Raw genomic sequence first — 17,239 nt, 5'->3', positions numbered from 1 at the left:
GAGACAGACCCATTGAGGTCCAGTCGCCGTCCGCCGTGCCGTTGTCCCAGGTGTGGACGTGGTCGATGGGGGCGGTGGGGGCGGCTTGGGGGCCGGGCGCCGCCCCCGCCCCCCGTATCGCCCCCCCCCGCCCCCGCCCCCCTCGCCGCGGTCTGCTGCCGCTTCTCCTACTTCTTCGCCGCGGCCCAGGCGTGCTGGATGACCAGATTGGCCTTGACCTCGACGAGCTGGGTGGCGACCGCCGACGGGGCGGTGCCGCCGCGGCCGCTACGGGAGGCCAGGGCGCCGGGAACATCGAGCACCGTACGGACCTCGGGGGTCAGATGCTCGGAGATCTTCGCGAACTGCTCGTCCGTCAGCTGGTCGAGCTCGACGCCGTGCCGCTCGCACTCCTTGACGCACTCACCGGCGACCTCATGGGCGCCCCGGAACGGCACACCCTGCCTGACCAGCCACTCCGCGATGTCGGTCGCGAGCGAGAAGCCCGCGGGGGCCAGCTCCTCAAGACGCTCGCGGTGGACGGTCAGCGTCGCCATCATCCCGGTGAATGCGGGAAGCAGGACCTCCAGCTGGTCGCAGGAGTCGAAGACCGGCTCCTTGTCCTCCTGGAGATCGCGGTTGTACGCGAGGGGAAGGGCCTTGAGGGTGGCCATCAGCCCCGTCAGATTGCCGACCAGACGCCCGGACTTGCCGCGCGCCAGCTCCGCGATGTCCGGGTTCTTCTTCTGCGGCATGATCGACGAGCCGGTCGAGAAGGCGTCGTGGAGGGTGACGAAGGAGAACTCCTTCGTGTTCCAGATGATGATCTCCTCGGCGATCCGCGAGAGGTTGACGCCGATCATCGCCGTGATGAAGGCGAACTCGGCGGCGAAGTCCCGCGACGCGGTGCCGTCGATCGAGTTGCCTGCCGAGCCGCGCTCGAAGCCGAGGTCGGCCGCGACCGCTTCCGGGTCGAGCCCCAGCGAGGAACCGGCCAGCGCCCCCGAACCGTACGGCGAGACCGCGGTGCGCTCGTCCCACTGGCGCAGCCGTTCGGCGTCCCGGGCCAGCGACTGGGCGTGGGCCAGCACATGGTGGGCGAAGAGGACGGGCTGGGCGTGCTGGAGGTGGGTACGGCCGGGCATCGCCACGTCCGGGTGCGCCTCGGCCAGGCCGACCAGCGCGTCCTGGAGGTCCGCGATCAGACCGCCGATGGTCCGCGCGTGGTCCCTGAGGTACATCCGGAAGAGGGTCGCGATCTGGTCGTTACGGGACCGGCCGGCGCGGAGTTTGCCGCCGAGTTCGGGGCCGACCCGCTCCAGGAGTCCGCGCTCCAGCGCGGTGTGGACGTCCTCGTCGGCGACGGTTCCGGTGAACGATCCGTCGGCGACGTCCGCCGCCAGCCGGTCGAGACCGTCCTGCATCCGGGACAGTTCGTCCACCGTGAGCAGCCCGGCGGTGTGCAGCGCGCGGGCGTGGGCGCGGGAGCCCGCGATGTCGTACGGCGCGAGCCGCCAGTCGAAGTGGACGGACGCGGACAGCTGGGCCAGCGCCTCGGCGGGTCCGTCGGCGAAACGTCCGCCCCAGAGCCGGACGTCACCGGTGTTGCTGCTCACTGAGTTGCTCCTCAAGAGGTCGCGCTTGGCCGCGATCTTCGCGGAGAGGCCGAAGATCTCGATGTAACGGTGCGGTCATCGATGGGCATAACTATGCAATGGTCCGTATGTTTTGTCAAAGCGGCAGGTGGCGGCGGTTGCGACCGGTGGTGCCGGGGACGCCCGGGGCGCGGGCCGGCGCGGCCCGTAGAAAGCACTTTCAGCCGCGATGCGCCCGGCCGATAATCACCGCATGGGAAAGACGCACGCGCGTATAGACGGACGACTGAGGACCTTCATCGAGGAACAGCGCATCTTCTTCACCGCCACCGCCCCGCTCGGCGGCGACGGGACCGTCAACCTCTCGCCCAAGGGGATCAGCGGCTCCCTCGCGGTCATCGACGAGCGGACCGTGGCCTATCTGGACTTCGCGGGGAGCAACGCGGAGACCATCGCCCATCTCAGGGAGAACGGCCGCATCACACTGATGTGGTGCGCCTTCCAGGGGCCGCCCGACATCGTGCGGGTGCACGGCCGCGGCGAGCCGGTCTTCCGCGACGACCCGCGGTTCGACACGCTGCTCCGCCATTTCACCGGGACCGACCACGCGCGGCACGGGCTGCGCGCGATCATCGTCGTCACCGCCGAACTGATCAGGGACACCTGCGGGTTCGCGGTGCCCTACATGGCGTACGAGAGCGACCGGACGCTGCACGCCCGGCGCTTCGAGCGCGAGGACGATGACAGCCTCAGCGGGTACTTCGAGAAGAAGGAGCACGTCGCGACCAGCATCGACGGACTGCCGGGACTGCCGCTCCCGCTGCCGCCGCTGACCGGGGCCGAGCGGGAAGGGGCGGCCCCGCCGGGGGCCGACGCCGCCTAGCGGACGCCAACGCCGTAACGGCGGGCCGCGCGGACAGCACGGACGGCACGGACAACACCAGCCGCACGCAGCACGGAGAGCACAGGCATCACCCCATCGGGCCGAGGTCCCCCGCACCGCGGGAGACCCGGCCCGTTGCCATGCCATGTCGCACCATGCCGTGCCACGCCGGGGCCGACGGGGGCCCGGAAAAGTTTTCTGCCCCGGCCCATAGACCGGAAGGGTATGTTCCGCTTAACTTTTAGACATGCCTGGACAGGTTCATAAGCATCATCGCATCTCACACATCCTCGCCGAGGAGATCCGCGCGGGTGTGCACGCGGACGGCAGCAAGCTGCCGGGCGAGCACACCCTGCGGGAGCGCTTCGGGGTCAGCCGGACCACCGTGCGGCAGGCCCTCACCGAGCTGGGCGAGCAGGGGCTGATCGCCACCCACGCCGGAATCGGCTCGTTCGTCACCTTCGACGGGACACCGCTGGACAACCGGCTCGGCTGGACCCAGGCCCTGGCCGACCAGGGCACCGAACTGACCACCGAGGTGCTGCGGTTCGAGACCGTCACCGATCAGCCGCTCGCCGACGCGCTGGGCCTGGCGACAGCCGCCTTCATCGCGCTGGACCGGGTCAGGCGGCTCCCCGACGGCCACGGCATCTCACTGGAGCGCAGCCGCGTACCGGCTGTCGGCGCGCTCGCCGGGCTGCCGGAGCGCGGACTGGAGGACGGTTCGCTGCACAAGGCGCTGGTCGCGGCCGGCCGGATCGCCGACTCGGGCGAGGCCCGGATCTCGGTCTCGGGCATCGACGAGGCCGACGCCGCCACGCTGCGCCGTACGCCCGGTGAGGCGTTCCTCCACCAGTCCCAGGTGTTCCGGGCCGCCGACGGCTCCGTCGTGGAGCAGGTCAGCAGCCTGCTCGACCCGTCCCGGTTCCAGCTGCACATCCGCACCACCGGCCGAGGAGGCCACGCATGACCGACCCGCTTCTGCTCGACCGCGCCCTCGGCGCCTTCTACGGTCTCGCGCTCGGGGACGCCCTGGGGATGCCCACCCAGGTGATGTCCCGCGAGGACGTCGTACGGGTCTACGGCAGCATCACCGGATTCAAGCCCGCGCGGCACGACAACCCGGTCAGTGCCGGGATGCCTGCGGGCTCGGTCACCGACGACACCGACCAGGCGGTCATCGTGGGCCGGCTCCTCGTGGAGGGCGGCGGGCACATCGACCCGCTCCGCTTCGCCGACGCGCTGCTCGCCTGGGAGAAGGAGATGAAGGCCAAGGGCTCCTTCGATCTCCTCGGGCCCTCCACCAAGGCGGCCCTGGACGCCGTCGCGGGCGGCGCGGACATCAAGGAGGCGGGCAGGCACGGCACCACCAACGGCGCCGCCATGCGCGTCACCCCCATCGGCATCGCCTCCGCGGTCGAGCCGCTGCCCCGGTTCCTCGACCGGGTCGTGGAGTCCTGCCAGGTCACGCACGACACCGGCGTGGGCATCGCGGGAGCGGCGGCCGTCGCGGCAGCGGTGAGCACCGGGGTCGCGGGCGGTACGCTGGACGACGCCTTCACGGCGGCGGTCACCGCGGCCCGCGCGGGAGCCGCACGCGGCAACTGGATCGCCGGCGCGGACATCTCCGCCCGGATCGGCTGGGCCCGCGAGCTGGTGAGCGGAGTGGACGAGGCCGAGGCCCTGGACCGTATCGTCGCGCTCATCGGCACCAGTGTGGCCAGCCAGGAGTCCGTCCCCGCGGCCTTCGCGGTCCTCGCGCTGACCGGCGGCGACCCCTGGCGCAGCGCCCTGCTCGCCGCGAATCTCGGCGGCGACAGCGACACCATCGGGGCCATCGCGGGCGCCGTCGCCGGGTCCGTGAGCGGCCTCGCGGGGCTGCCCGCCGACGCCGTACGCACCCTGCGGGAGGTCAACGGCCTCGCGCTGGAACCTCTGACCGAACGGCTGCTCGCGCTCCGCTGAGCGCCGCACCACTCCCCCATCCGTAACGCACCGTGCAAGGAGGTTCCGTCATGGCCGCTTCAACGAAGAACGATCGCGTCGGCACCGTGGAGACCCGGGGGATCGAACCGGTCCCCGACAGTGAACGCCATGGCCACGCGGGCCAGATGTTCTGGACCTGGTTCGCCGCCAATATCTCGCTGCTCGGGCTGCCGCTCGGTGCGACGCTGGTCGCCTTCCGCGGCCTGAACATCTGGCAGGCGGCGCTGGTCGCGGTCATCGGCTCGTTCGGCTCGTTCGCGCTGGTCGGCGCGTTGAGCATCGCCGGCCAGAAGGGCGGCGCCCCCGCGCTCACGCTGTCCAGGGCGGTCTTCGGACAGCGCGGCAACGCGGGTCCGACCCTGATCACCTGGGTGAGCCGGGTGGGCTGGGAGACCATCACGACGACCACCGCCGCGTACGCGCTCCTCGCACTGCTCGGGGTCGCCTTCGGGGTGCACAAGAACACCGTGCTCACCGTGGTCTGTCTGCTGGTCTTCATCGCCTGCACCCTGCTGATCAGCGGTCTCGGCCACGCCACCATCATGTGGATCAACAAGTGGGCCACGGTCCTCTTCGGGGTGCTGAACCTGGTAGTGATGGGCTTCCTGGTGGCCACGGTCGACTGGTCGAAGGTGCTGCACGCGCCGTCCGGGCCCACCAGCGGCGTCATCGCGGGCATCGGTTTCATCGCGGCGGGCACCGGCATCGGCTGGGCCAACGCGGGCGCCGACTACGCCCGCTATCTGCCGCGCTCGGTGCCGGGCTCCCGGCTGATCGGCGCCTCCGCCTTCGGCGCCGGTATCCCGCTGGTGCTCCTGATCTCGCTGGGCTCGCTGCTCACCGCGGGCGACCCGGCCCTGGCCACCGCATCGGACCCGGTCGCCGCCATCAACGCGATGCTGCCGTCCTGGATGGCGATCCCGTATCTGATCGCGGCCTTCGGCGGGCTCCTGATGTCCAACCACCTCTCCACCTACTCGGCCGGTCTCACCATGATCACGCTGGGGCTGAAGGTGCCACGGGCCGCCGCCGTCCTGGTCGACGTCGTCCTGATGTTCCTCGGCGGCATCTACTTCATGCTGATCGCCGGTGATTTCTACGGGCCCTTCTCCACCTTCCTGACCCTGCTGGCGGTGCCGATCTCGGCATGGATCGGAGTGATCGCCGTGGACTCGCTGCGCGGGCGTACCTACGACGACCCGGCGCTGATGGACACCACCCGCACCAGCAGGTACTGGTACACCGGCGGCTTCCGGCTGCCCGCCGTCCTCGCCTGGGTCGCAGCGATCGTGGCCGGGCTGCTCTTCACCGAGGCGTCCACCGGCAAGGACGACGTCTGGTTCTCGGGTCCGCTGGCCGGAAGCTGGTTCGGCACCAACGGTCTCGGCTGGGCCGTCTCCCTCGTGGTCGGTGCCGCCGTCTATCTGCTCTCCGACCGCCGCGGGCCGGTGTCCGCAGCCCCCGAACCCGCCCTTGAGGAGGCCGTCCGATGACCCCACGCCCGCCCGACCCCCGTCTGGTCCTCGCCGGAAACGTCATCGTGGATCTGGTGATCGACATCCCCGCACTGCCCGAGCGCGGCGGCGACGTCATCGGCTCGCGCACCTCACGGACGGCGGGCGGCGGATTCAACACCCTGGTCGCGGCCCGCCGGCTGGGTACGGACGCGGTGTACGCGGGGCTGCACGGTACGGGGCCGCACGGCGATCTCGTACGGGATGCGCTGGCCGCGGAAGGCGTACGGACCGTGCTGCCGGTCCGCGAGGACGGCGACACCGGCTTCTGTGTCGCGCTGGTGGACGCAGGCGGCGAGCGGACGTTCGTGACCAGCTTCGGGGTCGACGCCCGGCTGACCGCGGCGGAACTGGCCGTGGTGACCGGGCGGCTCAGGGACGGCGACACGGTCCAGCTCTCCGGGTACGGCCTGGTCATGGAGGTCAACGGCCCGCTGCTGGCCCGCTTCACCGCCGGGCTGCCGGCCGGGGTCACCGTCTGCTTCGACCCGGGCCCGCTGGTCGCCGACATCCCCGGGGAGATCCTCGGCCCGGTGCTGGCACGGGCCGACTGGCTCAGCTGCAACGCCCGCGAGGGGCGGCTGCTGACCGGGCACGAGGATCCGCGCCTGGCCACCGCCGCGCTGCGCGAGCGGCTGGCCCCCGGCGCCGGGGTGCTGGTGCGCGCCGACAAGGACGGCTGCTGGCTGGCCGCGCCGGGCGCCGGGCCGGTCCATGTGCCGGGCTTCCCGGTCGAGGCGGTCGACAGCAACGGAGCGGGCGACGCCCATGTAGGGGCGTTCCTCGCCCTGCTCGGCCGGGGGCTCGACCCCCTGTCGGCGGCGCGCGGCGCCAACGCGTCCGCGGCCTGCGCGGTGACGAGGCGCGGCCCGGCGACCGCGCCGGACCTCGCGGAGCTGGTGGCGTTCCTGGCGGACGACCCGCTCGCGGAGCGGCTGGCGGCCCTGCCCGCACAGTCGGTGTCCGCGCGGTCGGTGTAAAGACCACATAACGAGACGGGATTGCGGCGGAGTGCGCGAGCAGCGTTCCATCACACAGGTGCAGAACGAACACGTGTCCAAGGAATCCACCGGCCCGGCCGGTACGGCAGACCCGGCGGGCGCCACCGGCCCCGGCGGTACAACAGCGGAATCGGCCGGCGCCACCGACCTCGGCGGTACGACAGACACGGCCGGGGCCACCGACCGTGCGGCCCGTCGTGCGGTCACGGTCTTCCCCGTACTCGTCCTGGTGGCGGGTGCGATAGGTCTCGCGTCTCCGGGCACCTTCGCGGGGTGGAGCGTCTCCGTCCCGTATCTGCTGGGTGTGGTCATGTTCTGCATGGGGCTGACCATGACCAGGGTGGACTTCCAAGGGGTGGCGAAGCGCCCCTGGGCCGTGGGGCTCGGGCTGGTCGCGCACTATGTGATCATGCCGGGTCTCGGCTGGCTGATCGCCCATCTCCTCGGCCTCTCACCGCAGTTGGCGGCGGGCGTCATTCTGGTCGGCTGCGCGCCGAGCGGCACGGCGTCCAATGTGGTCACCTATCTGGCCCGCGGTGACGTCGCCCTCTCGGTCTCGGTGGCCACCGTGTCGACGGTCCTCGCCCCGCTGGTCACACCGCCGCTGACGCTTCTCCTGGCCGGCGCCTATCTGCCGGTCGACGCGGGCTCGATGATGACCGACATCCTGAAGACGGTGCTGCTTCCGGTGCTCGCCGGGCTGCTGGTGCGGTTCCTCGCGGGCCGTTACGTGGACCGGGTGCTGGGCGTGCTGCCCTGGCTCTCCGCGCTCACCGTGGCGGTCATCGTCATGGTCGTGGTCGGCGGCAGCGCCGCGGCCATCAAGTCGGCGGCCGCGCTGGTGCTGCTGGCCGTCGTCCTCCACAACGGTCTCGGGCTGCTGCTCGGCTACGGGGCGGGCAAGGCGGCCGGTCTCGGCAAGCCGGGCAGCCGGGCGATGGCCTTCGAGGTGGGCATGCAGAACTCGGGCCTGGCCGCCTCCCTCGCCACCGCCCACTTCAGCCCGCTGGCCGCCCTGCCCGCGGCGATCTTCTCGGTCTGGCACAACGTGTCCGGGGCCCTGGTCGCCGCCTGGATGTCGTACCGGTCCCGCAAGGCCGGAACGGTCCAGGTGTATTGACCCGCAAGGTTGTTGACGCGGGTGGGAGCAATTCTTGCGGGACGAGTACGCCTTGTCACCGGCACCTGCGCCGAGCCGGGTACGGGGCCGCCCACCGGGCCCCGCGGCGACCGCGCACGTGCCGCCGTTGCCTCGGCCATGGCCCCTCACGCCGGACCCCCAGGCCGGGGACCCACGGGATCACGACCCCACACATCAATGGGTGTGCATGGTGTCGAGGGCCTCAAGGATGCCCGTCAGCGCCGTGGAGAAGCGGTCGAGGGTGTCCTCCCGCAGCGAGACGAAGCAGCGGGTGCCCTCGAAACGGTGGAGGGTCAGACCCGCTTCTCGCAGGATCCGCATGTGGTGGCTCACCGTGGATGGCCCGAGGCTCACGGAAAAATCCTCACGCTGGTGCTCGGCGCGGTCCGCCAGTACGGCGACGATCGCGAGCCGGGCCGGGTCCCCCAGGGCAGAGAGCAGCCTTGCAAGCTGAACGTCCCCGAGATCGGGGTGATGTGGACTCTTCGGCATGGGGGCAAGACTACTATTTCGAAGTTCCACATTGTTCGATGTAGTCTTCCTGGCGGCACATCGATCAAGGAGGTCCCATGGAATTTCTCGTGCAGGTCGACGGTTCCCGCGCCTACACGCTGCCCGCCGACGAACGTGACGATCTCATCCGCCGGGAGCGGGAGCGAGGCCGTCAACTGCTGGACGAGGGAGTGATCCAGCACTTCTGGCGGATCCCGGGCCGGCGCGGCAACGTCGGCATATGGTCAGCCGTCGACGCCGACGCGCTGGAAGAGGCCCTGACCAGCCTGCCGATCTGGCCGTACGCCGACATCGAGGTCACCGCCCTGGCCACGCACCCCATGATCCGGCAACGCTGACCCACCCGCACCGGCCGGGCGTCCGCGTCGACCCGGCGCCGGTCGCTCCCGACGGAGAACGAGCCGGGCGGAGAACGGTCCGGGCGGCTCATCCGGCAGGCCCCTCCGACAAAAGACCTGAAAGCCACCAGGCCGGACTCGAATGATGCGCCGGTCTCCGCTGGATCCGACACCTCGCATCACCACCTCCCCGGACAGAACATCCAGCGCCGGGGTGGTCCCGTACCCGGGCCACCGCTGGGCCGTACGGAGCAGCAGCACGGGCCGTCGGCTCCGCCGCCGCATACGGTCCGGACCATGCGCAGATTCCTGGTGGCAGGTGCCGTACTGCTCGCCGTCGCGGGTTCCCTCGCGGCCCGTCCGGCCGGTGACCCTCCCCTGCCGGAACGGCTCGCCGACACCGGCGGCGGCTCCCAGCTGATCACCGTTGAGGCCCCGTCGCTGCACTCCACCACCACCGGCACCCTGAGCTGGTGGGAGCGGCGCGGCGGCACCTGGCACCGGGCCGGTTCGGCGGCTGCCCGTTTCGGTGCGAAGGGGCTGGCCGACGGCGCGACCCGGAAACAGGGCACGGACACCACCCCCACCGGCATCTACGGCCTGCCGTACGCGTTCGGGATCAGGGCGGCCCCCGCCGGGACCCGTTACCCCTACCGTGCGGTGCGCGACAGCTCCTGGTGGTGCGAGGACAACGCGTCCTCCGCGTACAACCGCTGGGTGGACCCGCTGCCCGCGGACTGCCGGGCCGCCGAGGCGGAGCGGCTGAGCAGCTATCGGACCCAGTACGCCAGGGCGCTGGTCATCGGGTTCAACTACGCGCGGCCGGTGCACGGCAGGGGCGCCGGGATCTTCCTGCATGTCAACGGCGCCGGGGCGACGGCCGGTTGTGTCTCCGTACCGGCGGCCGCGGTCGACCGGATCCTCACCTGGGCCGACCCGGCGCGCCGTCCGCACATCGCGATCGGCACCCGGTCGGGACCGACCGCCCTGACCCGGTACTGACGGAGCCGGGCGGCGTACGGCCGGGGCCGCCTTCGCGGCTCAGCGCGGGTTCTGCGCCAGCCGCAGCAGGTGGTCGGCGAGCGCCTGACCGCCCGCCGGGTCCCGGCTGATCAGCATCAGCGTGTCGTCCCCGGCGATCGTGCCGAGGATGTCGTGCAGTTCGGCCTGGTCGATGGCGGACGCGAGGAACTGGGCGGCGCCCGGAGGGGTGCGCAGCACCACCAGGTTGGCCGATGCCTCCGCCGAGATCAGCAGCTCGGACGAGAGCCTGCGCATCCGCTCCTCCTTGGCGGACTCGCCGAGCGGCGCGTGGGGCGTGCGGTAGCCGCCCTCGCTGGGCACCGCGTAGATCAGCTCACCACCGGTGTTGCGGATCTTCACGGCGCCCAGTTCGTCGAGGTCGCGGGAGAGCGTCGCCTGGGTGACGCTCAGCCCGTCGTCGGCGAGGAGCCTGGCGAGCTGACTCTGCGAGCGCACCGGCTGCCGGTTGAGGATGTCCACGATCCGGCGGTGGCGGGCGGTCCGGGTCTGCGGGACGGACGGCCCGCCGTACTCGGTGTCCTGCGCCTCGTGCTCGGTCTGCTGCGCCTCGGTCATCGTCGCCTCACTCTGCGGATCACTCTTCCCCGTTGGCCTGGTCGAGAACGCCGGGCAGGGCCTGGAGGAACGCGTCCACCTCGCGGTCACCGATGATCAGCGGCGGCATCAGCCGTACGACATCGGGGCCGGTCACGTTCACCAGGAAGCCTGCGTCCTGAGCCGCCCGCTGCACCTGGGGCGCGCGGGACCCGGTGAGCACGATACCCAGCAGCAGTCCGGCACCGCGGACATGGCCGACCAGGGGGTGTCCCAGCGCCTCGATTCCGGTGCGCAGCTTCTCGCCCGTCCGCTTCACCCGGTCGAGGATCCCGTCCGCGTGGATCGTGTCGAGCACGGCGAGTCCCGCGGCGCACGCCACCGGGTTGCCGCCGAAGGTCGAGCCGTGGTGGCCGGCCTGCAGCAGTTCGGCAGCCGCCCCGAAGGCCACCACCGCGCCCAGCGGGAGTCCGCCGCCGAGGCCCTTGGCGAGGGTGACGACATCGGGGTCGACGCCCTCGTGCGCCTGGTGCTCGAACCAGTGGCCGGTGCGCCCGATGCCCGTCTGCACCTCGTCGAGTACCAGCAGGGTGCCGGTGGCGCGGGTGATCTCCCGGGCCTTCCGGAGGTAGTCGGCGGGCGGTACGACGACGCCGTTCTCACCCTGGACGGGTTCGATGATCACGAAGGCGGTGTTCTCGGTGACGACCGCGCGCAGCGCCTCCGCGTCGCCGTACGGGACATGGGTGACCACACCGGGGAGCGGCTCGAAGCCGTTCTGCTTGCCGGGCTGTCCGGTGAGCGAGAGCGCGCCCATGGTCCGGCCGTGGAAGGCGCCCTGGGTGGCGACCATATGGGTGCGGCCGGTGAGCCGGCCGATCTTGAAGGCGGCCTCGTTGGCCTCGGCACCGGAGTTGGCGAAGTACACCCGGCCGTCCCGGCCGAACGCCTGGAGCAGCCGTTCGGCAAGGGCGACCGGCGGTTCGGCGATGAAGAGGTTGGAGACATGGCCGAGCGCGGCGATCTGCCCCGAGACGGCCTCGACGACCGCGGGGTGGGCATGGCCCAGCGCGTTGACCGCGATACCGCCGACGAAGTCGGTGTATGCGGTTCCGTCCGCGTCCCACACGGTGGCGCCCTCGCCGCGCACCAGGGAGAGCTTCGGCGTGCCGTAGTTGTCCATCAGAGCGCCCTGCCAGCGCTGTGCGAGTTCCTGGTTGCTCATGACTCCCCCTCGGTGGCGCCAGTGGTTGCGGTGTGGGTGCCCGGTACGGCGTCCGCGCCCGGCGCGACGTCCGCGTCCGGTACGACCATCGTGCCGATGCCCTCGTCGGTGAAGATCTCCAGCAGGATCGAGTGCTGGGCCCGCCCGTCGATGACGCGGGCGGTGTTGACCCCGTTGCGTACGGCGAAGAGACAGCCCTGCATCTTGGGCACCATGCCGCTGGCCAGCTCCGGGAGGAGCTTCTCCAGCTGCTTCGCGGTGAGCCTGCTGATGACGTCGTCGCTGTTCGGCCAGTCCTCGTAGAGGCCCTCGACATCGGTGAGGACCATCAGGGTCTCGGCGTTCAGCGCTGCGGCCAGGGCGGCGGCCGCGGTGTCGGCGTTGACGTTGAAGACGTGGTGGTCGTCGGCGCTGCGGGCGATGGAGGAGACGACGGGGATACGGCCGTCGTCGAGCAGCGCCTGGAGCGCGCCGATGTCGATGCCGGTGATCTCGCCGACCCGGCCGATGTCGACGGACTCGCCGTCGATCTCCGGGAAGTGCTGGACGGCGGTGATCGTGTTGGCGTCCTCGCCCGTCATACCGACCGCGAACGGGCCGTGCTGGTTGAGCAGTCCGACCAGTTCACGCTGGACCTGGCCGGCGAGGACCATCCGTACGACGTCCATCGCCTCGGGCGTCGTCACCCGCAGTCCGGCCTTGAACTCGCTGACCAGGCCGTGCCGGTCGAGCTGTGCGCTGATCTGCGGGCCGCCGCCGTGCACGACGACGGGCCGAAGGCCCGCGTGCCGCAGGAAGACGACGTCCTGGGCGAAGGCGGCCTTCAGCTCCTCGTCGACCATGGCGTTGCCGCCGAACTTGATCACGACGGTCTTGCCGTGATGGCGCGTCAGCCAGGGCAGGGCCTCGATGAGGGTCTGCGCCTTGGGGAGCGCGGTGTGCTTGCGGGCGCTCATGAGCTGTACGCGCTGTTCTCGTGGACGTAGTCGGCGGTGAGGTCGTTGGCCCAGATCACGGCCGACTCTCCGCCCGCCGCGAGGTCCGCGGTGATGGTGACCTCGCGGTACCGCATGTCGACCAGGTCGCGGTCCTCGCCGACGGAGCCCTTCTTGCAGACCCAGACGCCGTTGATGGCGACATTGAGCTCGTCGGGCTCGAAGGCGGCGGACGTGGTGCCGATCGCGGAGAGCACCCGGCCCCAGTTGGGGTCCTCGCCGTGGATGGCGCACTTCAGCAGGTTGTTACGGGCGATGGAGCGGCCCACCTCGACGGCGTCGTCCTCGCTCGCGGCGTTGACCACCTCGATCCGGATGTCCTTGCTGGCCCCTTCGGCGTCGCCGATCAGCTGGCGGGCCAGGTCGGCGCAGACCGTACGGACGGCCTCGGCGAACTCCGCCTCACCGGGCACCACTTCGGAGGCGCCGGAGGCGAGCAGCAGCACCGTGTCGTTGGTGGACATGCAGCCGTCCGAGTCGACCCGGTCGAAGGTCGTACGGGTGGCGGCGCGCAGCGCCCGGTCCAGGACCGGGCTCTCCAGGTCGGCGTCGGTGGTGAGCACGACGAGCATGGTGGCGAGGCCGGGGGCGAGCATGCCGGCGCCCTTGGCCATCCCGCCGACGGTCCAGCCGTCGCCGCCCGCGACCGCGGTCTTGTGGACGGTGTCGGTGGTCTTGATGGCGATGGCGGCCTTCTCACCGCCGTGCGCGGAGAGCTCGGCCGCGGCCCGCTCGATGCCGGGCAGCAGCTTGTCCATGGGCAGCGGCAGGCCGATGAGCCCGGTCGAGGCGACCGCGACCTCGCCCGCGTTGCCACCGAGGGTCGCGGCCACCTTCTCGGCGGTGGCGTGGGTGTCCTGGAATCCCCTGGGCCCGGTACAGGCGTTGGCACCACCGGAGTTGAGGACCACGGCCCCGACGGTGCCGCCCTTGAGCACCTGCTCGGACCAGAGGACCGGTGCGGCCTTGACGCGGTTGGAGGTGAAGACTCCCGCGGCGGCCAGCCGGGGCCCGGCGTTGGCCACGAGGGCCAGGTCCGGTCCGCCGCTCTCCTTGATCCCAGCGGCGATACCCGCCGCCGTGAATCCCTTCGCTGCCGTGACGCTCACTGCATCTCCTCGTTGGCCCCGCCGCTGTGGCGGCTCGTGTCACTGCCGGCCGCGCTGCGCTGCGCCGCGGCCTCTGTCTGATGGTGCCGTCCGGCGGCTGCCCGGCCCGCCGCCGGGCGCGCGCCGCTCACGGCGCCAGTCCGATGGTGGAAAGCCCCCGGTCCTCGGGGAGTCCGAGTGCGATGTTCATGCTCTGCAGGGCGCCGCCCGCGGTGCCCTTGGTGAGGTTGTCGATGGCGCTGATGGCGACGATCCGGCCGGCGGCGGCGTCGTACGCGACCTGGATCTGTACCGCGTTGGAGCCGTACACGGCGCCGGTCGACGGCCACAGCCCCTCGGGCAGCAGCTCGATGAACGGCTCGTCGGCGAGGGCCTTCGCGTAAGCCGCGCGGACCGCCCCGGCGCTCACCCCCGGCCTGGCCTTCGCGGTGCAGGTGGCGAGGATGCCGCGCGGCATGGGCGCGAGGGTCGGGGTGAACGAGACGGTGACCGGCTCGCCCGCGGCGGCGCTGAGGTTCTGGATCATCTCGGGGGTGTGCCGGTGGCCGCCGCCGACGCCGTACGGGGACATCGAGCCCATCACCTCGGAGCCGAGCAGATGCGGCTTGGCCGCCTTGCCCGCCCCGGACGTACCGGAGGCGGCGACGACCACCGCTTCGGGCTCGGCGAGACCGGCCGCGTAGGCCGGGAAGAGCGCGAGGGAGACCGCTGTCGGATAGCAGCCGGGGACGGCGATCCGCTTCGTCCCGGCGAGCCCGGTACGCCCGCCCGGCAGCTCGGGCAGACCGTACGGCCAGGTCCCGGCGTGCGGGGAGCCGTAGAACCGCTCCCAGTCCGCGGGGTCCTTCAGCCGGAAGTCGGCGCCCATGTCAACGACGAGGACGTCGTCCCCGAGCTGCTCGGCGACGGCGGCGGACTGCCCGTGCGGCAGGGCGAGAAAGACGACGTCGTGACCGGCGAGAACATCCGCGGTGGTCGGCTGGAGCACCCGCCCGGCCAGCGGCCGCAGATGCGGCTGCAGGGCGCCGAGCGCCTGGCCGGCGTTGGAGTTGCCGGTGAGCGCGCCGATCTCCATATCCGGGTGGCCGAGCAGCAGACGGAGAAGCTCCCCGCCGGCGTATCCGCTTGCCCCTGCCACCGCTGCACGTACCGCCACCGAAACCTCCTCGTTGATGGCATGACTATACGCAATGCTGCACTTTTATGCAATGGCGTCCGGGGCGCATCGGCGCGCTGTGCAGCGGTGGGAGTTCTCTCCGCTGCGTCCCCACGGGATGCGGTGCTCTCGCGGGAAGGGGCCGACCCGCGAGGCCTGGCATCGCGTCGGAACGGGCACCGCAGTAGCGGCACCGGAGCCCGGTTCGGGAGGCCCCCGAGTCGCTGTGCGAAGCGAACGTTCTCCGTCCTGCGTCCTGCCGGGCTCGTGGCGGTTCAGCCCCCGGCGATTCGTCCTCCGGACGCGCAGCCGATCCTGATCGAGACGCGACCGCTCCGGAGCGGTCTGCGAGAATGGCCGGCATGGATGTGCGGAGCAGGGACCACCTGACGGTGACCGGGCCGACCGGTGGACCGGGCGGCCCGTCCCGGCTGGTCGGGCGCTGTGGCTCCGGTGACCATGAGTGACCCCGAAGCGGCCGGAGACGGGCTCGGAGCCGGGCACGGCAGGGCACTGCCCCCGGCCGGCGACCCCGGAGGAGACCGCCGCGTTCGCCGGAGCCGCCCGGTGATGTCCACGGCCGACGACAGGAAAGAAGACCAGGACCCCGCCAAGGACCAGGCGCCGGTGGACGATGAGGAGGCCCGGTTCTCCGCGCTGCTGGAGGACAGCGTCGAGGACCTCTACGAACACGCGCCCTGCGGCTATCTCTCCACCCTTCTGGACGGCCGGATCGCGAAGGTCAACGCCACCCTGCTTGGCTGGCTCGGCTACGAGCGCGATGATCTGGTGGGCCACAGGCACTTCTCCGATCTGCTGACCGTGGGCGGACGGATCTACCACGAGACCCACTTCGCACCGCAGCTGCGGATGCAGGGCGAGATCAGCGGCATCGCACTGGAGCTCAAGGCCGCCGACGGCTCCCGTCTGCCGGTCATGATCACCTCGACGGTGAAAACGGGGAGCGACGGACAGCCGCTCCTGATCCGTACCACCGTCTTCGACGCCCGCGACCGCCGCGCCTACGAAACCGAACTGCTCCGCGCCCGCCGGGAAGCCGACGAGGAACGCGACCGCCTGAAGCTCCTGAACACCACCCTGCAGAACACCCTGCTGCCGCCGGCCCTGGCGAACGTGCCCGGCCTGGACGTCGCCGCGCACTACCACATCGCCTCGATCGACGAGGTCGGCGGCGACTTCTACGACCTTTTCCCCTTGGCCGCGGGCACCTGGGGCCTGTTCCTGGGCGATGTGTGCGGAAAGGGCGCCGCCGCGGCGGCCGTGACCTCACTGGCGCGCTACACCCTGCGCGCCGCCGCCGTCTACGACCCGGATCCAGCGGCGGTGCTCGGCAATCTCAACACGGTCCTGAACCACGAGTACAACGGCACGGATCCTCGCTTCTGCACCGTCATCTTCGGCCTGCTCACCCCCGACCCCGACCGGGGAGGCTTCCGTATCACCCTGGCCAGCGGCGGCCACCCGCCGGCCCTGCTGATGCGTATGGACGGGACCGCCGACTTCCTGCCCACCCCTGGCGGGCAGCTCATAGGCGTCCTGCCCGACGCCGACATCGTCACCACCACCGTCCACCTCTCACCCGGCGACACCCTGCTGCTGCACACCGACGGCCTGACCGAGGCACACACCGCCGCCGGTGGCGGGGGCCGCTACGGCGACGACGCCCTCCTCGACTTCGGCCACGCCCTGGCGCCCACCACCGCCTCGGACACGATCGGCGCGATCCGCGACCTGCTCGACACCTTCGGCACCGGCGTGGACGACGACACCGCTGTCCTGGCCGTCCACGTTCCCCGACCTATCAGTGAAGAGCAGCAGTGACCAAGACACTGACCTTCCGAACCCGCGCCACCACCACCGGAGCAGTCATCGAACTCACCGGAGAGCTGGACCACCACACCATGGCCGAGGTCCGTGCGGCGCTTTCCGGGATCACCCTGCGTACGGGCCAGCAACTCGTCCTCGACCTCGAAGCGCTCACGTTCTGCGACTCCAGCGGTATCTCCATGCTCATCGCCGCCCGCAACCACGCCCTGGCGGCCGGCGCGACCATCGCGCTGGCCGCCGTCCCCGCCCGCGTCGCCCGGGTCTTCCGCGTCGTCGGCCTGGCCCAGGTCTTCCCCACTCACCCCACCGCGCAGGACGCCGAGGACGCCTGGCACACCGCCTCGGGCTGACCTGCCGAAACGATTCCTGAAGAAGGCC

At 71.4% G+C, this 17,239-nt stretch carries 17 protein-coding genes; 10 read left to right on the top strand and 7 right to left on the bottom strand.

The annotated features are described in order from the left end of the window. Window positions 1–167: 167 nt before the first annotated feature. Window positions 168–1,595, bottom strand: coding sequence for an argininosuccinate lyase (gene argH, locus ACFXBC_RS26165; protein ID WP_385029234.1), 1,428 nt, complete (start codon window positions 1,593–1,595; stop codon window positions 168–170). A 232-nt stretch (window positions 1,596–1,827) separates the two neighbouring features. Between argH and ACFXBC_RS26160 the strand changes: the two genes are divergently transcribed. From ACFXBC_RS26160 to ACFXBC_RS26135, 6 genes are all read left to right on the top strand, one after another. Then, window positions 1,828–2,457 carry a pyridoxamine 5'-phosphate oxidase family protein gene (locus ACFXBC_RS26160; RefSeq protein WP_385029231.1) on the top strand — a complete coding sequence of 210 codons (630 nt, stop codon included), beginning with the start codon at window positions 1,828–1,830 and terminating at the stop codon, window positions 2,455–2,457. A gap of 247 nt (window positions 2,458–2,704) precedes the next feature. Then, complete coding sequence (locus tag ACFXBC_RS26155) at window positions 2,705–3,427, top strand: GntR family transcriptional regulator (RefSeq protein WP_385029228.1); 723 nt, start codon at window positions 2,705–2,707, stop codon at window positions 3,425–3,427. After that, window positions 3,424–4,422, top strand: a complete 999-nt coding sequence (locus ACFXBC_RS26150) for an ADP-ribosylglycohydrolase family protein (RefSeq protein ID WP_385029225.1) — start codon at window positions 3,424–3,426, stop codon at window positions 4,420–4,422. Before ACFXBC_RS26155 ends, ACFXBC_RS26150 begins: the two co-directional genes overlap by 4 nt. A gap of 50 nt (window positions 4,423–4,472) precedes the next feature. Then, window positions 4,473–5,936, top strand: coding sequence for a purine-cytosine permease family protein (locus ACFXBC_RS26145; RefSeq protein ID WP_385029222.1), 1,464 nt, complete (start codon window positions 4,473–4,475; stop codon window positions 5,934–5,936). Continuing rightward, window positions 5,933–6,937: a PfkB family carbohydrate kinase gene (locus tag ACFXBC_RS26140; RefSeq protein ID WP_385029219.1), complete on the top strand. Its 1,005-nt coding sequence runs from the start codon at window positions 5,933–5,935 to the stop codon at window positions 6,935–6,937. Before ACFXBC_RS26145 ends, ACFXBC_RS26140 begins: the two co-directional genes overlap by 4 nt. Window positions 6,938–7,184: 247 nt before the next feature. Beyond that, complete coding sequence (locus ACFXBC_RS26135; RefSeq protein ID WP_385029237.1) at window positions 7,185–8,078, top strand: bile acid:sodium symporter family protein; 894 nt, start codon at window positions 7,185–7,187, stop codon at window positions 8,076–8,078. A gap of 195 nt (window positions 8,079–8,273) precedes the next feature. Here ACFXBC_RS26135 and ACFXBC_RS26130 read toward each other — a convergent pair whose 3' ends face one another. Further along, window positions 8,274–8,591: an ArsR/SmtB family transcription factor gene (locus ACFXBC_RS26130; RefSeq protein WP_385029216.1), complete on the bottom strand. Its 318-nt coding sequence runs from the start codon at window positions 8,589–8,591 to the stop codon at window positions 8,274–8,276. A gap of 77 nt (window positions 8,592–8,668) precedes the next feature. Between ACFXBC_RS26130 and ACFXBC_RS26125 the strand changes: the two genes are divergently transcribed. Further along, the gene (locus tag ACFXBC_RS26125; protein WP_385029213.1) at window positions 8,669–8,950 is read left to right on the top strand and encodes a muconolactone Delta-isomerase; all 282 of its coding nucleotides are present in this window, start codon (window positions 8,669–8,671) and stop codon (window positions 8,948–8,950) included. Window positions 8,951–9,247: 297 nt separating this feature from the next. Beyond that, entirely contained in the window at window positions 9,248–9,952 is a 705-nt protein-coding gene (locus tag ACFXBC_RS26120; RefSeq protein WP_385029210.1) for a L,D-transpeptidase, read from the top strand. 39 nt (window positions 9,953–9,991) lie between these two features. Here ACFXBC_RS26120 and ACFXBC_RS26115 read toward each other — a convergent pair whose 3' ends face one another. The 5 genes from ACFXBC_RS26115 to argC form a co-directional block, all read right to left on the bottom strand. Further along, window positions 9,992–10,549 carry an arginine repressor gene (locus ACFXBC_RS26115; protein ID WP_385029206.1) on the bottom strand — a complete coding sequence of 186 codons (558 nt, stop codon included), beginning with the start codon at window positions 10,547–10,549 and terminating at the stop codon, window positions 9,992–9,994. A 19-nt stretch (window positions 10,550–10,568) separates the two neighbouring features. After that, window positions 10,569–11,753 carry an acetylornithine transaminase gene (locus ACFXBC_RS26110; protein ID WP_385029203.1) on the bottom strand — a complete coding sequence of 395 codons (1,185 nt, stop codon included), beginning with the start codon at window positions 11,751–11,753 and terminating at the stop codon, window positions 10,569–10,571. Then, window positions 11,750–12,709 carry an acetylglutamate kinase gene (gene argB / locus ACFXBC_RS26105; RefSeq protein ID WP_385029200.1) on the bottom strand — a complete coding sequence of 320 codons (960 nt, stop codon included), beginning with the start codon at window positions 12,707–12,709 and terminating at the stop codon, window positions 11,750–11,752. The genes ACFXBC_RS26110 and argB overlap by 4 nt, the downstream gene beginning before the upstream one ends. Next, the gene (gene argJ / locus ACFXBC_RS26100; RefSeq protein WP_385029197.1) at window positions 12,706–13,857 is read right to left on the bottom strand and encodes a bifunctional glutamate N-acetyltransferase/amino-acid acetyltransferase ArgJ; all 1,152 of its coding nucleotides are present in this window, start codon (window positions 13,855–13,857) and stop codon (window positions 12,706–12,708) included. The genes argB and argJ overlap by 4 nt, the downstream gene beginning before the upstream one ends. A gap of 127 nt (window positions 13,858–13,984) precedes the next feature. Continuing rightward, window positions 13,985–15,013, bottom strand: coding sequence for an N-acetyl-gamma-glutamyl-phosphate reductase (gene argC / locus ACFXBC_RS26095; RefSeq protein ID WP_385029194.1), 1,029 nt, complete (start codon window positions 15,011–15,013; stop codon window positions 13,985–13,987). Between the two features lie 570 nt (window positions 15,014–15,583). Between argC and ACFXBC_RS26090 the strand changes: the two genes are divergently transcribed. Together ACFXBC_RS26090 and ACFXBC_RS26085 are read left to right on the top strand one after the other, a co-directional pair. Continuing rightward, on the top strand, window positions 15,584–16,855 hold the full coding sequence (locus ACFXBC_RS26090) for a PP2C family protein-serine/threonine phosphatase (protein ID WP_385029191.1): 1,272 nt from the start codon (window positions 15,584–15,586) through the stop codon (window positions 16,853–16,855). Then, window positions 16,852–17,211 (top strand): STAS domain-containing protein, encoded by a 360-nt coding sequence (locus tag ACFXBC_RS26085; RefSeq protein WP_385029188.1) that lies wholly within the window; start codon window positions 16,852–16,854, stop codon window positions 17,209–17,211. Before ACFXBC_RS26090 ends, ACFXBC_RS26085 begins: the two co-directional genes overlap by 4 nt. Window positions 17,212–17,239 lie beyond the last annotated feature (28 nt).

The sequence above is a fragment of the Streptomyces sp. NPDC059398 genome (assembly GCF_042751845.1).
Lineage (GTDB): Bacteria > Actinomycetota > Actinomycetes > Streptomycetales > Streptomycetaceae > Streptomyces.
The sequence above is the reverse complement of the archived record's forward strand: the minus strand, read 5'-3'. Positions and strand labels throughout refer to the sequence as shown.

Coding starts and splice junctions, on each gene's coding strand:
- ACFXBC_RS26160 (WP_385029231.1), top strand. CDS start 1,828: ATGGGAAAGACGCACGCGCGTATAGACGGACGACTGAGGACCTTCATC.
- ACFXBC_RS26155 (WP_385029228.1), top strand. CDS start 2,705: ATGCCTGGACAGGTTCATAAGCATCATCGCATCTCACACATCCTCGCC.
- ACFXBC_RS26150 (WP_385029225.1), top strand. CDS start 3,424: ATGACCGACCCGCTTCTGCTCGACCGCGCCCTCGGCGCCTTCTACGGT.
- ACFXBC_RS26145 (WP_385029222.1), top strand. CDS start 4,473: ATGGCCGCTTCAACGAAGAACGATCGCGTCGGCACCGTGGAGACCCGG.
- ACFXBC_RS26140 (WP_385029219.1), top strand. CDS start 5,933: ATGACCCCACGCCCGCCCGACCCCCGTCTGGTCCTCGCCGGAAACGTC.
- ACFXBC_RS26130 (WP_385029216.1), bottom strand. CDS start 8,591: ATGCCGAAGAGTCCACATCACCCCGATCTCGGGGACGTTCAGCTTGCA.
- ACFXBC_RS26125 (WP_385029213.1), top strand. CDS start 8,669: ATGGAATTTCTCGTGCAGGTCGACGGTTCCCGCGCCTACACGCTGCCC.
- ACFXBC_RS26120 (WP_385029210.1), top strand. CDS start 9,248: ATGCGCAGATTCCTGGTGGCAGGTGCCGTACTGCTCGCCGTCGCGGGT.
- ACFXBC_RS26115 (WP_385029206.1), bottom strand. CDS start 10,549: ATGACCGAGGCGCAGCAGACCGAGCACGAGGCGCAGGACACCGAGTAC.
- ACFXBC_RS26110 (WP_385029203.1), bottom strand. CDS start 11,753: ATGAGCAACCAGGAACTCGCACAGCGCTGGCAGGGCGCTCTGATGGAC.
- argB (WP_385029200.1), bottom strand. CDS start 12,709: ATGAGCGCCCGCAAGCACACCGCGCTCCCCAAGGCGCAGACCCTCATC.
- ACFXBC_RS26090 (WP_385029191.1), top strand. CDS start 15,584: ATGTCCACGGCCGACGACAGGAAAGAAGACCAGGACCCCGCCAAGGAC.